A 12,171-nucleotide genomic window follows, 5' to 3' on the forward strand; every position below is an offset into this window, starting at 1 on the left:
CCTCCACACCTACAACCACCACCGCTGCCACACCGCACTCGGCGGCCACCCGCCCATCAGCCGTGTGAACAACCCTGCGGGTCAATACACCTAGGTCGTGTCCGCAAAGGCGTGTCTGCGTCGCGACTTTGCGGACACGACCTAGGGCGGCGGGCGTCAGCCGCCGGGCCGCATCCCGCCGGGCTCGCGTCCGATCCAGTCGACGCAGACCACCGCGGCGTCCGCGAGGAGGCCCTCGTCGCCGACGTGCTCGATCAGCCCGGCGACCACCGACCGGGCCGCCTCGTACGGCTGGGTCTGCCGGGTCGCGCCCAGGATCTGACGGAGCACGCCCTCCCCGAACACCTCTCCGGTCGCCGACCGGGTGCCGTGCACGCCGGTGCTGATGACGACCAGGCGGTCGCCCGGCTCGACCTGGAAGGTCTGCTCCTCGTAGAGGGTCTCCTCGAACATGCCGAGCGGCAGCTGGGCCTCGAGTTCGACGCGCTCGATGGTGATGCCGCGCTGACGGTAGAGCTGGGGCGACCCGGCGTCGACGGCGCGGACCGTGCCGGTGTCCAGGTCGAAGCGGAGCAGCAGGGTGGAGGCGTAGGACTTGCCTCCGTACTGGGAGAAGAGCGCCTGGTCGGCGAGGCAGGCCTGGTCAGCGAGGCCGATGCCGGCACGGCGGGCGTTGCGCAGCGCGCTCACGGCGAGGTTCGTGAGCAGGGAGGCCTCGATGCCCTGGCCCATGCCGTCGGTGACGGTGAGCGTGAGGTGGTCGGCGCTGGTGGACCAGTCGAAGTTGTCGCCGCCGATGGCGTAGGCCGGCTCCAGGTGGGCGCCGATGACGTACTCGTCCCGGGCGCACCCTCGGCCCGGCAGGAGCTGCCACTGCATCTCGGCGGCGAGGGTGAGCCGGCGGGTGCGGCGGGCCTGGAGGTACAGGTCGGTGTCCCGGCCGGCGGTGGCGACCTCGTGGCCGAGGGCGGTGGCGAACTCGCCGAGCCGCAGCACCGTGCCCGGGTCGGCGCCGGAGCCGGGGACGCGAACGGAGAGCACGCCGAGGCGGTCGCCGCGGACGGTGATGGGCAGGTGGACCAGTTGCGTGGCCGGGTCGGCCAGGACCTCCACCACCGGGTTCTGCGTGGTGAAGGCGGTGCCGGCGGGGCCGTCGTGGGCGGAGACCGGCTCGCCGGTCAGCGGCAGGTGGGTGACGGGCTGCAGGACCGTCAGGCCGTAGTCGGCGAGCAGGAGCGTCACGTCCCGGGCGCCGAAGCTCTCGGCCAGCAGCCGGCCCGCGGTGGCCACCAGGGCGTGCGGCGAGGCCGAGCGCAGCTGGGTCTCCGCGGACGGGACCGGTTCGGCGGCATTCACGACGTCTCCATCCTCTACCCCTGTGGCCTCCACGCTATCGCCCCCGCGCGGGGAGCGGCCCCCCGGTGTCAGGACCCGGCGGTGCGGCACAGCAGGATGCAGACGTCGTCGTCGCGTTCGGAGTCGTGCACCAGGGGCTTGAGCAGCGACTCGGCGCACCCGTCCAGGTCGTCCAGCACGGACTCGTCCAGTGCGGCCAGGGTCCGGCCGAGCAGTTCGATGCCCGGGTCGATGCCCTGGGACCGCCGCTCCACCAGACCGTCGGTGTAGAGGACGAGCGTCGAGCCGGGCGGCAGTTCCGCCGTGTGGTCCTCGTACTCGAACGCGAGGGGCACTCCCAGCATGACGCCGGGTCTGGTGTCCAGCACGCGCACGGTTCCGCCGGGCGCGCGGACCAGCGCCGGGGGGTGTCCGGCGGCGGCCCACACGACCCGGGGGTCGCCGGGCCGGAACCGGGCGACCACGGCGGTCGCGTAGAGGTTCGGCTGCTGGTGGCGCAGCATGCGGTGCAGGCGGGTGAGGATGCGGGCGGGGCTGTCGTCCTCGAGCGCGTAGGCCCGCAGGGCGGTGCGCAGTTGGCCCATGATGACGGCGGCGCGCAGCCCGTGTCCGGTGACGTCCCCGACCACGGTCAGCAGGCTGCCGTCGGGGTGCGGGAAGGCGTCGTACCAGTCGCCGCCTATGTTGAGTCCGCGGGTGGCGGGGAGGTAGCGGGCCGCCAGTCGCAGCCCCTCGGCGGGGGGCAGGTCGGTGAGCTGGGCGCGTTGCAGCGCTTCGGCGGTGTCCCGGTGCTGTTCGTAGCGGCGGGCGTTGTCCAGGGCGATGGCGATGCGGCGGGCGAGCTCGACCAGCATCACGGTGGTGTCGGCGTCGAAGCGGTCGCCGGGCGCGGTGAGGGTGAGCACGCCCGAGGTGCGGCGCACGGTGAGGGGGATGCTCAGCAGCGGCCGGTCCGGGGACAGCGCGGAGGGCGGCAGGTCGTCGATGCCGGGGAGGGCGCCGGGGCGTGGTCCGGCGTGCTGGGGGCGCTCGTGGCGGGCGGCCGCGACCGCCGCGGCGGAGTGGGCGCCGGCGGGGCCTGCCGCTTCGTCGAAGAGCCATATGTCGACCCCGCTCGCGTACTCGGGGACGAGCAGCTCCGGCAGGCACCGCAGGATGTCCTCCTGGTCGAGGGAGGCGGTGACGGCCGCGCTGGCGTCGGCGAGGAAGGTGAGCAGCCGCCGTGCCTTCTCGGCCTCGCCTCGCGCGGCCCGTTCGGCGTCGAGCAGTGCCCGCTGGGTGCGCGCGGCGGCGTCGAGTTCGGCGTGCAGGGCGAGCACGCCCTGATTCGTCTGGTGCAGTTCCTCGCGGTGCAGGCGGAGCTGCCGCTCCGTCTCGTCCAGCCGGCGCAGGGCCGCCGCGGTCCGCTCGTCCGCCGCCAGGACGGCTTCCGCGGGCGCGGTCCCTTCGGGTTCCGCCGGGCGGGCGTCCGGCGCGGTCACGGGCGGCCGGCCGGGCGGTCGCAGGCCAGGACGGCCACGCAGGTGTCGTCGCGCACGGGGCTGGCGGCGCTGCTGGCGTCCCGCAGGACGGTCGCCGCGATCACGGCCGGGTCGTGGCCGAGCAGACCGGGGTCCTCGGGCGGCGCCCACCGGCTGGGCAGACCGTCGCTGTGCAGCACGAGGAGGCTGCCCGGCCGCCAGGGCAGCCGCTGCACGGGCACGGTCGCGGGGAACTGGGCGCCGACGATGCCGGGGTGGGAGACGAGGTGCTGCCACGTGCCGCCGGTGTGCAGCCGGGCGCCGATGTTGCCGACCCCGGCGAAGGTCAGTTCCCCGCTGTCCGTGTCCAGTCGGGCCACGGCGACGGCGGCTCCGCGGGTGGGTCGCAGCAGGGGGTGCATGTGGCGCAGGACCTCGTCGGGCGGCAGGTGCCCGGCGCCGTGCAGGGCGTCGACGGCCGCGTCGGAGGCGTGGGCGGCCCTGGCTCCGTGGCCGAGGCCGTCGGCGAGCATCAGGGTGGTGCGGGAGTCCGACCGGGCGCAGCTCCAGGCGTCCCCGGAGTGCTCGGCGCGGGCGAGCGGGATGTTGATCCCGCCGGCCGCGCAGGCGTCGCCGGTCCGCCGCGGGTTCTGGTGGACGCGGGCCACCGCGACGGTGCCCCGGCGGGTGCTGTAGAGGTCGAACACGTCGGCGATGCGGCGGCAGGTGCCCAGGCCGGCGCCGAGGGACGCCTCGCTGGTGGTGTGGCCGTCCCGCAGGGCCGCGGCGACGTCGGGGATGCCGGGGCCGTGGTCCAGCGCGGCGAGCTGCACCCCCGGGCCGCGGGCGCCCGCCGTGGCGCGGTCGACGAGGTCGACCAGCACGGTGCCGCCGCCGGCGTGCTTGAGCAGGTTGGTCGCCAGCTCGGTGGCCACCAGGGCCGCGACCGCGGTGCGGTGGGCGTCCAGGCGGGCGTGGGAGCCGGCCTCCTCGGTCGCCACCCGGACGTCCCGGACGCGGGTGGAGTCGTGCACCGGGACGGTCCAGACGCGTGTCATCCCGACCCCGGCCGGGGGGCGGGCGCGCCGGTGACCCAGGCCACGAGGGTGACGACGGTGCCCTCGCCGGGCGTGGTGTCGATGCTGAACTCGTCCACCAGCCGCCTGGCTCCGCTGAGTCCGAGGCCGAGGCCGCCGCCGGTGGTGTAGCCGTCGGTCGTGGCCAGCTCGACGTCCCGGATGCCGGGGCCGGTGTCGATGAAGGACAGCCGCAGTCCGCGCGTCGGCGTGTCGGTCAGCGGGGTGATCCGCGCCTCGCCGCCACCGCCGTGGATCAGGGTGTTCCGGGCCAGTTCGCTGGCCGCGGTGACGAGTTTGGTCTGCTGCACGAGCCCGAAGCCGAGTTCGGCCGCGAACCGGCGCACCTGATGGCGGACCCATGCGAGGTCCGCGTCCGAGCCGATGGGCAGGCTCGTCGCGGTGTCGGGGTCGGGGGCCGCCGTCATGTGCGCCCCGCGGCTTCGCCCGGGCCGTGCGCGCGGCCGTCCCGCCGGAGCAGTTCGAGGGCACGGTCGACGTCGAGCGCGGTCGCCACGCCGGGCAGGGTCAGGCCCAGCTCGACCAGGGTGATCGCCACGGCGGGCCCCATCCCGCACAGGACCGTACGGGCGGCCAGCAGCCGGGCGTTGGCGGCGATCTCCGCGATGACGCGGCCGAGGAAGGAGTCGACCATGTCGACGCCGGAGACGTCGATGACCACACCGGTCGCCTCGCTGCGGGCCACGCGGTGGGCGAGGTCCTGCTGGAGCTGCTCGGCGACGCCGTCGTGCAGCTCCCCCTGGAGGGAGACCAGCAGGGTGTCCCCCAGCGCCAGGACCGGCACCGCGGCGAGGCTGCCCGGGAACGGGGCGGGGGCGGTCATCGCGGGTCCACGCCCGCCCGACGGCGGGAGACCTCGATGCCCTGCCGGGAGAGGGCGTAGGCCAGGGCGTCGGCCAGCGAGCTGCGGGTGACGACCGTGCCGAGGTCGATGCCGAGGTGCACGATGGTCTGCGCGATGGCCGGGCGGATGCCGGAGACGACGCACTCGGCGCCCATCAGACGGGCCGCCGCGACCGTCTTCATCAGGTGCTGCGCGACGAGCGAGTCGACCGTGGGCACGCCCGTGATGTCGAGGATCGCGTACCGGGCCCGCTGCTCCACGATGGCCTGGAGCAGCGACTCCATGACCACCTGGCTGCGGGCGCTGTCCAGGGTGCCGATCAGGGGCACCGCCACGACGCCCTCCCAGAGGCTGATCACGGGGGTGGCCACTTCGAGCAGTTGCTGCCGCTGCCGCGCGATCAGTTCCTCGCCCGCGTTGACGGTCGTCTCCATGATCACCAGGCGCAGGGTGCCCATCAGGACGGTGAGCGCCAGCTCGCGCGCATCCTCGCCGGAGGGGTCCGGGGACTCGCCGCGCAGCAGCTCCGCGGCCGCCGTCCGCAGGCCGGCGGCCTCGTCCGCGATCTGGGCGGGGGTGTGTCCGCTGCGGGCCCGGGAGGCGGCCATGCGTCCGAGCTGCTCGCGGGCCGAGTCGAAGCCGGGGGCCGCGACGTCCTCCAGCCTGCCGGTCGAGGCCACGTCCGCGAGAGCGTCCACCACGGCCTTGCAGGCGTCCACGGCCTCGTCGCGGGAGACGGTGAAGACGGTCCTGAAGAGCGGCGCGTCCGCCCAGCGCTGGGCGATCTGCTCACGGCGGCGCTCCAGGAAGACTCCCAGCTCCCGCGCCGCCGACTCGGCTTCCGCCCGCTCCGACACTCGCATCATCTCCCATTGGAACAGGCGGTCGCGCCAAGACGGCACAACTCAACCAATTATTGCCTCATGACAAGCATTAACCCCGCACGCGCCCCGGAAACGACACAGCATCGCCACATTCACGTCGGCGCTTCCGGCGGTACGCGTCTGCGGCCGTTCAGCGTCCGCGCCAGTCCAGACAGACGACCAGGGCGTCGTCCTCCGGCGCGGGCTGTCCGCGGTGGCCGGTCAGCTCCCTCAGGATGGCACGCGGCACCTCGGCGGCCGACAGCAGGCGGGTGGACATGACCGCCCGGGCCAGCGCGGCGTCCCCGTAGGCCTCCCCCAGCGGCGAGGCGACCTCGTAGACCCCGTCGCTCACGAAGACCAGGCGGTCGCCGGGCTCCACCTGGAACTCCTGGGCCACGTAGTCGGTCTCCTCGAACATGCCCAGCGGGAGCTGCGCCTCGAAGGTGACGCGCTCGACCACGCCGTCGCGCAGGCGCAGCAGCTGCGGCGAACCGGCGTCCACCACCTGCGCCCGGCCCGTGGCGAGTTCGAAGTCGAACATCAGCACCGAGAGATAGCAGCGCCCCTGGTAATGGGCGTACACCGCCTGATCGGCCAGCGCGGACTGGTCGGGCAGGGCGAGGCCGGCCCGCCGGGCGTTGCGCAGGGCGTTGATGGCGAGGTTCGTCAGCAGGGAGGCCTCTATGCCCTCCCCCATGCCGTTGGTGACGTAGAGCATGAGGCGGTCGGCGGTGGCGGACCAGTCGAAGTTGTCGCCGTAGATCGCGTAGGCGGGCTCCAGCTGCGCGCCGAGTTCGAACTCGGGGCGGGCGCAGGAGCGGCCGGGCAGCAGCTGCCACTGCATCTCGGCGGCCAGCGTCAGCCGGTCCTTGCGCCGCGCCTGCATGTACACGTCCGTGTCGCGTTCGGCCACGACCACCTCGTGCCCGAGCACCTCGGCGATGTCCGCCAGCTCCTCCAGCAGGCCGAGCGCGAGGTCCCCGTCCGGCAGGGCGACCGACAGCACGCCCAGCCGGTCCCCGCGCACGGTGACCGGGAGATGGACGCGCGCGGAGCCGTCCTTGACGCTCTCCACGAACGGCTCCTGGGCGCCGAAGGCGCGGCCGACCGGGCTGTTGTGCAGCGACACCGGCTCCGCGGTGTGCGGCAGCTCCGACACCGGCTGGAGGACGGTGAGACCGTAGTCGGCCAGGAGCAGTTCGACGGACTTCGCCGCGTACTCCTCGGCCAGCACCCGGCGCACGGCGTCGAGCAACTCGTCCGGGGCCGCTCTGCGCAGGGCGCGCTCGGCGGTCACAAATCTGTTCACGATCTTAAATACACCCATCCTTCGGCGGACATATGCGGATCCCGCCCGGGCCGGACCGCGCCGGCCGTCCGAACCATCTGTTGCCAACACCGGCACCTAGTACGCTGGCCACCGTCCCAGGTGCCTGCGAGAGTGTGACGGTGACTGTCTTCCGCCCCCGCCCAGAGCCTGTCGAGGTCGCCCACATGACCTTGACGGCCGTGGAGTTGCTGGAAGTGCTGTGGGGGCGGGCGTCGACCGCGCCGGCCTCTCCGTCCCAGATGCGCGTCCTGCTGATGCTGGAGCACCAGGACGGCATCAATCTGCGCACACTCGCCGATTCTCTCGCCTCCACGCCCCCGTCCACCAGCCGGCTCTGCGACCGGCTGGTCGCCGCCGGCTTCGTCGAGCGCGCCGTCAGCCCCGCCGACCGGCGCGAGGTACGGCTGCATCTGAGCAACCGCGGCCGGGCCTTCCTCGACGATCTGCGCGCGCGCCGGGAGAAGGAGCTGCAGGCGGTGCTGGAGCAGATGCCCGCCGTCAAGCGGACCGCCCTCCTCGAAGGGCTGGAGGCGTTCTGCGACACGGCTGCGGCGCAGATACACCACGACGCCCCGCGCGCCGGCGACCGGACGGCCTGAGCCCAGGGCGCGGCCGCCGACGGCTCCGCTGTGACGGGGCTCGGGCGGCCGGTACACGGAGTGATCTCCGCCCACCGGAACATTGCGGATCCTTCCCCGTGCGGTACGACTGGGCTACTTTGTTGCCTCACGACCATAGTTGTCAAACGGCAACTGTTGGCGAGTGCGGAGCGACGGGCCCGTAACGGGGGGGAGCGAACGCGCGAAGGGTGACGACGAGACCCGCCGGCCCGGACGGCCGGCGGGTCCGCGAGGGTCAGACGGTGCTGAGCATGCCTTCGCGCAGCCGGCCGAGGAGACGCGAGATCAGCCGGGAGACGTGCATCTGCGAGACGCCGAGGCGCTCGCCGATCTGGGCCTGGGTGAGCTCCTCGACGAAGCGCCAGTGGATGATCTTGCGGTCGCGCTCGTCGAGTTCGGCGAGGAGCGGGGCGAGCGAGTGGAAGTCCTCGATCAGACCGAGGGCGGCGTCCTCGTTGCCGATGAAGTCCGCGAGCGCGGCCTCGCCGTCCTCGCTGCCGCCGATCGTCGCGTCCAGGGAGGCGGAGGTGTAGCCGTTGGAGGCGAGCTGGGCCTCGACGACCTCGCTCTCCGGCAGGCTCATCAGCTCGGACAGCTCCTTGGTCGTCGGCGTCCGGCCGAGGCGGCTGCGCAGCTCCTCGTTGGCGCGGGCGAGCTGGACCCGGGCCTCCTGCAGGCGCCGGGGCACGTGCACGGCCCAGGAGGTGTCGCGGAAGAACCGCTTGATCTCGCCCACGATGTACGGGACGGCGAACGAGGTGAACTCGACCTCGCGGGACAGCTCGAACCGGTCGATCGCCTTGATCAGGCCGATCATGCCGACCTGGACGATGTCCTCCATCTCCTCCGCGCCCCGGCTGCGGAACCGGCCGGCCGCGTAGCGGACGAGGGACATGTTCATCTCGATGAGCGTGTTGCGCGCGTACTGGTACTCAGGCGTGCCCTCCTCCAGTACCGTCAGCCGGTCGAAGAACTGCTTCGAGAGCTCACGTGCGTCCTTCGGTGCGATCTTGGAAGGGTCCGCGATCTCCGGTACGTCCACCGTCTGTCCAGCGGTCCGTACGGCCGTCGTCACCATCCTGCGCCCCTCCCGTGTCGGTCATGCTGCCTGCGCCGGCACATCACCCGGCAAGCAGGCGCATACCCCGGCCTTCGGTGGGCATTCCTCGAATCTTCCTCGATTCACGCCCGGCCCTCCACCATTCTCACACCTGTCTTCACCTGCACCACACCACTCAGCCGGTACCGAGTCCGGCGGCCGGCGGCCGGCGGCGGCCAGGACGCCTCGAACCCGCCCTCGGCCGCGGGTGGCGGTGCCAGTGGGTGCGCGCACCGGGCATGAAGTGCACCAGGTTGGCGCTGACCCGGGACGGGGCCGGCGCGGCGGCGACGGCGTCGATGTAGACGTCGCCGGTGAACCAGTCGGCGGGGCCCTTGACGGTGTCGACTGAGCTGCGGGTGATCTGCAAGGCTTTCTCTCTCCTCACGGTCGGTACGGATCCCGTCGGTGCGGAACCGGGGGCGGGGGCGGGATGCGGGTCAGGGCTTGAGGAGGGTCTTGACGGCGCGGCGCTCGTCCATCGCCCGGTAGCCGTCGGCGACCCGCTCCAGGGGCAGGGTGAGGTCGAAGACCTTGCCCGGGTCGATCCGCCCCGACAGGACGCGGTCGATCAGGTCGGGCAGGTACCGGCGCACGGGCGCGGGGCCGCCGCGCAGCCCGACGTGCGAGAAGAACAGCTCCTGGCCGTCGACGGCGACCTCGTGCGGGACGCCGACGAAGCCGACGTTGCCGCCGGGCCGCGTGGAGTGCAGGGCCTGCCGCATGGACTGAGCGGTGCCGACGCACTCCAGGACGCTGTCGGCGCCGATGCCGTCGGTCATCTCCTTGATCCGGGCGATGCCCTCGTCGCCGCGCTCGGTGACGATGTCGGTGGCGCCGAACTCGCGGGCGAGCTTCTGCCGGGACTCGTGACGGCTCATGGCGATGATCCGCTCCGCGCCCATTGCCTTCGCCGCGATCACCGCGCACAGCCCGACCGCCCCGTCGCCGACCACCACGGCGGTGGAGCCGGGCCTCACCTCGGCGGCCTCGGCGGCGTACCAGCCGGTGCCCATCACGTCGGAGACGGCCAGCAGACCCGGCCAGAACTGCTCGTCCGGCACCTCGTCGGTCGCGACCAGGGTCCCCTGGGCGTTGGGGATGCGCACGTACTCGGCCTGGCAGGTGCTCATGAACTCACGGTTCAGGCAGTTCGACTGGAAGCCGTTGCGGCAGTTCGGGCAGGTGTTGTCCGAGGTCGCGAACGAGCCGACGACGAACTGGCCGGGCCTGACCGCGGTGACCTCGGAGCCGACCTCCTCGACGAAACCGACGTACTCGTGCCCCATGGGGTGGGCCTCGTCGGTCGCGTCCAGCCCGCGCCAGGGCCAGAGGTCGGAGCCGCACACACAGGTGACGGCCGTGCGGATGACCGCGTCCGTCGGCTTCACGATCCCGGGGTCGTCCAGGGTCTCGAAGCGCACGTCGCCGGGGGCGTGAATCACTGCTCCGCGCATGGGGGGAATTCCTTGTCGTTCGTGGGGCTGGTGCGGTGCGAGGGGTGCCTCTCCTCCAGGTAACCGCCCATCCCGGCGGTCAGCGAGTCACGGGTGAGAGGTGTACCGGCGGTACACCCCTCCCTCGGCGGGTACGCCGTACGGTCGAAGGCATGGGCAACCGCGAGGAGGTCCGCGAGTTCCTCACCTCGCGGCGAGCGAAGATGACCCCCGGGCAGGCGGGGCTGCCCGCCGGGTCCCGGCGGCGGGTGCCGGGCACATGGCGGTGGCCATCCTGCGCCGCGAGGCCGGCCGCGACCCGCACGACAAGGCCCTGCACGACCTGGTCGGGGAACTGTCCACCCGCTGCGAGGGTTTCCGCACCCGCTGGGGCGCCCACGACGTCCGCCGCCACGGCACCGGAACCAAGCGGTTCCGCCACCCCGCGGTCGGCGACCTCACCCTCGCCTACGAGGCGCTGGACCTGGCGGCCGAACCCAGGCTCAGCATGACCGTCTGCACCGCGGAACCCGGCTCCCCCTCCGAAGAGGGACTGCGCCTGCTCGCCTCCCTGGCCGCCACCGAGCACGCCAGCCCGGCGGCGGGACACCCCGCCGGCTGACCCGCCCCGACCCGCCGGCCCGACTCAGCCCACTCCGCGGCCGCTGACGGCAAGGCGCGTGGTGACGCGCTCCGCGCACTGCCGTGGCGCGGAGGCGAACAGTTCCTGCGCCCCGAGGAGGGTGAGCAGCCTGTCGATCACCGGGTTGCTCCTGCGGATGACCACCGTCTTGTCCTGCTCCAAGGCGCTGCGCCGAAGCTCGAGGAGGACCTCCAGTCCGGCGCAGTCGCAGAAGTCCAGCCGGCTCAGGTCGAGGTCCACTCCACTCGTCGGACCGGCCAGCACCTTACGCAGGTCCGCACGAAGCAGCTTGCCCGAGTCGAGGTCGAGTTCCCCTCGGACCGTCACCCGGATCCGGTCGCCGCGCCAGGTGCACGACACGCCTGCCCGGCCCGGCGGCAACGGCTCGTCGTTCTCGGTGCACCGACCGGGCCACCCCGACGTTCTGAGGGACGGGGCCTGCTCGCAAGGGTCATGCATGGCTCACTCCCTCATGCGCCACTGACGTCCGGGGCGGCATTGCCCTCCGCGGCCCAGACACGTCAACTGATGCATGAACTGTAGTACGTGTTTTTGAGTGCGTGAACACCGGGTCGTAAACTCCCGGCATGGATGGAGTGCCCGAGCCACACAACGGATGGACTTTCCTGACGAACCACGCCCGCGTACTGGCTGCCATCGCGGACAACCAGAACGCCCGGATCAGGGACATCGCCGCGTACTGCCGCCTCACCGAACGGGCCGTGCAGAAGATCATCGCCGACCTGGAACAGGACGGTTACCTCTCCCACACCCGCGAGGGACGCGGCAACACCTACCGGATCGACCCCACGAGGATCCTCCGCCATCCCGCCGAAGCCAGCCTCGGCGTGACGGTGGCCTCACTCCTCTCCCTGCTCGCGCAGGACGAAGCCCACCGCACGGGCCCGTCCACCGAGCGAGCGACCGGACCGGCGTTGCGCTGAGTACGCGGCCGTTCACGAGTGCTTGGTCAGGACGCACCAGTTCATGTCGTCGGGATCCCCCACGGTCAGGCCCACCAGCAAGCGCCCGTCGTCCCGGTACAGGTCGAACGGGGTTGTCTCATTCCCTATGGTCACATCGAGTTCCTGCTCAGCGCGGGATCCGTCGATCTCCCAGGTGCCGTCGCCGCCGCCTCTGTGCGTGACCTTGCCGTCCAGGTCCATCTCGGTAGGCATGCCAGTGACGGACGCCGAGCCGTCCCGCTTCAGGGTCAGCGTGGTGTCGCAGTCCCGGGCATGCCAGGTGCCTACGAGCTGGGAGCCGTGGACGTTCTTCGCAGGCGGGTAGCCGCCCCATCCCGTGCATGCGGAGACCGACAGAACCGTCAGGGCCGACATCAGCGCCCACTTCCCTGCTCGGCTGTACATCGGGCCCCCTTCGCACTGGTGGCCCGATCGTACTGATCGTTTCCGAATGA

The 12,171-nt window shown here is 72.5% G+C and carries 12 protein-coding genes and 3 pseudogenes; 3 read left to right on the top strand and 12 right to left on the bottom strand.

Features of this window, described 5'->3' with window-relative positions:
- Window positions 1-156 precede the first annotated feature (156 nt).
- The 7 genes and pseudogenes from ACFYU0_RS31780 to ACFYU0_RS31810 all read right to left on the bottom strand — a co-directional run bounded on the left by ACFYU0_RS31780 (window position 157) and on the right by ACFYU0_RS31810 (window position 6,932).
- On the bottom strand, window positions 157-1,356 hold the full coding sequence (locus ACFYU0_RS31780) for a PP2C family protein-serine/threonine phosphatase (protein ID WP_389305665.1): 1,200 nt from the start codon (window positions 1,354-1,356) through the stop codon (window positions 157-159).
- Window positions 1,357-1,424: 68 nt separating this feature from the next.
- Entirely contained in the window at window positions 1,425-3,038 is a 1,614-nt protein-coding gene (locus ACFYU0_RS31785; protein WP_389305869.1) for a PP2C family protein-serine/threonine phosphatase, read from the bottom strand.
- Window positions 2,924-3,874: pseudogene (locus ACFYU0_RS31790) on the bottom strand (SpoIIE family protein phosphatase); the annotation flags it as partial. The pseudogene ACFYU0_RS31790 and the gene ACFYU0_RS31785, both read right to left, overlap by 115 nt.
- On the bottom strand, window positions 3,871-4,320 hold the full coding sequence (locus ACFYU0_RS31795; protein WP_389305667.1) for an ATP-binding protein: 450 nt from the start codon (window positions 4,318-4,320) through the stop codon (window positions 3,871-3,873). The pseudogene ACFYU0_RS31790 and the gene ACFYU0_RS31795, both read right to left, overlap by 4 nt.
- Entirely contained in the window at window positions 4,317-4,736 is a 420-nt protein-coding gene (locus tag ACFYU0_RS31800; protein ID WP_351666603.1) for an STAS domain-containing protein, read from the bottom strand. Before ACFYU0_RS31800 ends, ACFYU0_RS31795 begins: the two co-directional genes overlap by 4 nt.
- Window positions 4,733-5,620 (bottom strand): STAS domain-containing protein, encoded by an 888-nt coding sequence (locus ACFYU0_RS31805; RefSeq protein WP_389305871.1) that lies wholly within the window; start codon window positions 5,618-5,620, stop codon window positions 4,733-4,735. Before ACFYU0_RS31805 ends, ACFYU0_RS31800 begins: the two co-directional genes overlap by 4 nt.
- Window positions 5,621-5,771: 151 nt before the next feature.
- Window positions 5,772-6,932: a PP2C family protein-serine/threonine phosphatase gene (locus ACFYU0_RS31810; protein WP_389305670.1), complete on the bottom strand. Its 1,161-nt coding sequence runs from the start codon at window positions 6,930-6,932 to the stop codon at window positions 5,772-5,774.
- Window positions 6,933-7,117: 185 nt separating this feature from the next.
- On the opposite strand from ACFYU0_RS31810, the gene ACFYU0_RS31815 reads away from it, so the two are divergent.
- Window positions 7,118-7,552: a MarR family winged helix-turn-helix transcriptional regulator gene (locus ACFYU0_RS31815; RefSeq protein WP_389305672.1), complete on the top strand. Its 435-nt coding sequence runs from the start codon at window positions 7,118-7,120 to the stop codon at window positions 7,550-7,552.
- Between the two features lie 256 nt (window positions 7,553-7,808).
- Here the strand turns inward: ACFYU0_RS31815 and ACFYU0_RS31820 are convergent, their stop codons facing one another.
- The 3 genes and pseudogenes from ACFYU0_RS31820 to ACFYU0_RS31830 all read right to left on the bottom strand — a co-directional run bounded on the left by ACFYU0_RS31820 (window position 7,809) and on the right by ACFYU0_RS31830 (window position 10,129).
- Window positions 7,809-8,651 (bottom strand): RNA polymerase sigma factor SigF, encoded by an 843-nt coding sequence (locus ACFYU0_RS31820; protein ID WP_389305674.1) that lies wholly within the window; start codon window positions 8,649-8,651, stop codon window positions 7,809-7,811.
- A 226-nt stretch (window positions 8,652-8,877) separates the two neighbouring features.
- Window positions 8,878-9,042, bottom strand: a pseudogene (locus ACFYU0_RS31825) (cupin domain-containing protein); the annotation flags it as partial.
- A gap of 70 nt (window positions 9,043-9,112) precedes the next feature.
- Window positions 9,113-10,129, bottom strand: a complete 1,017-nt coding sequence (locus ACFYU0_RS31830) for a zinc-dependent alcohol dehydrogenase family protein (protein WP_389305676.1) — start codon at window positions 10,127-10,129, stop codon at window positions 9,113-9,115.
- 250 nt (window positions 10,130-10,379) lie between these two features.
- Here ACFYU0_RS31830 and ACFYU0_RS31835 point away from each other — a divergent pair.
- Window positions 10,380-10,730 (top strand): annotated as a pseudogene (locus ACFYU0_RS31835) (transcriptional regulator); the annotation flags it as partial.
- Window positions 10,731-10,754: 24 nt separating this feature from the next.
- Here ACFYU0_RS31835 and ACFYU0_RS31840 read toward each other — a convergent pair.
- Complete coding sequence (locus tag ACFYU0_RS31840) at window positions 10,755-11,078, bottom strand: STAS domain-containing protein (protein ID WP_389305678.1); 324 nt, start codon at window positions 11,076-11,078, stop codon at window positions 10,755-10,757.
- 260 nt (window positions 11,079-11,338) lie between these two features.
- On the opposite strand from ACFYU0_RS31840, the gene ACFYU0_RS31845 reads away from it, so the two are divergent.
- Window positions 11,339-11,695: a helix-turn-helix domain-containing protein gene (locus tag ACFYU0_RS31845; protein WP_351666591.1), complete on the top strand. Its 357-nt coding sequence runs from the start codon at window positions 11,339-11,341 to the stop codon at window positions 11,693-11,695.
- Window positions 11,696-11,707: 12 nt separating this feature from the next.
- On the opposite strand, the gene ACFYU0_RS31850 is transcribed toward ACFYU0_RS31845, so the two are convergent.
- The gene (locus ACFYU0_RS31850; RefSeq protein ID WP_389305680.1) at window positions 11,708-12,121 is read right to left on the bottom strand and encodes a hypothetical protein; all 414 of its coding nucleotides are present in this window, start codon (window positions 12,119-12,121) and stop codon (window positions 11,708-11,710) included.
- Window positions 12,122-12,171 lie beyond the last annotated feature (50 nt).

The sequence above is a fragment of the Streptomyces sp. NPDC003720 genome (genome assembly GCF_042875075.1).
In the GTDB taxonomy this organism is placed as follows: domain Bacteria; phylum Actinomycetota; class Actinomycetes; order Streptomycetales; family Streptomycetaceae; genus Streptomyces.

Excerpts from the sequence above, each read along its gene's own strand:
- ACFYU0_RS31820 (WP_389305674.1), bottom strand. The coding sequence starts at position 8,651 with ATGGTGACGACGGCCGTACGGACCGCTGGACAGACGGTGGACGTACCG.
- ACFYU0_RS31795 (WP_389305667.1), bottom strand. The coding sequence starts at position 4,320 with ATGACGGCGGCCCCCGACCCCGACACCGCGACGAGCCTGCCCATCGGC.
- ACFYU0_RS31800 (WP_351666603.1), bottom strand. The coding sequence starts at position 4,736 with ATGACCGCCCCCGCCCCGTTCCCGGGCAGCCTCGCCGCGGTGCCGGTC.
- ACFYU0_RS31830 (WP_389305676.1), bottom strand. The coding sequence starts at position 10,129 with ATGCGCGGAGCAGTGATTCACGCCCCCGGCGACGTGCGCTTCGAGACC.
- ACFYU0_RS31815 (WP_389305672.1), top strand. The coding sequence starts at position 7,118 with ATGACCTTGACGGCCGTGGAGTTGCTGGAAGTGCTGTGGGGGCGGGCG.
- ACFYU0_RS31845 (WP_351666591.1), top strand. The coding sequence starts at position 11,339 with ATGGATGGAGTGCCCGAGCCACACAACGGATGGACTTTCCTGACGAAC.
- ACFYU0_RS31805 (WP_389305871.1), bottom strand. The coding sequence starts at position 5,620 with ATGCGAGTGTCGGAGCGGGCGGAAGCCGAGTCGGCGGCGCGGGAGCTG.
- ACFYU0_RS31850 (WP_389305680.1), bottom strand. The coding sequence starts at position 12,121 with ATGTACAGCCGAGCAGGGAAGTGGGCGCTGATGTCGGCCCTGACGGTT.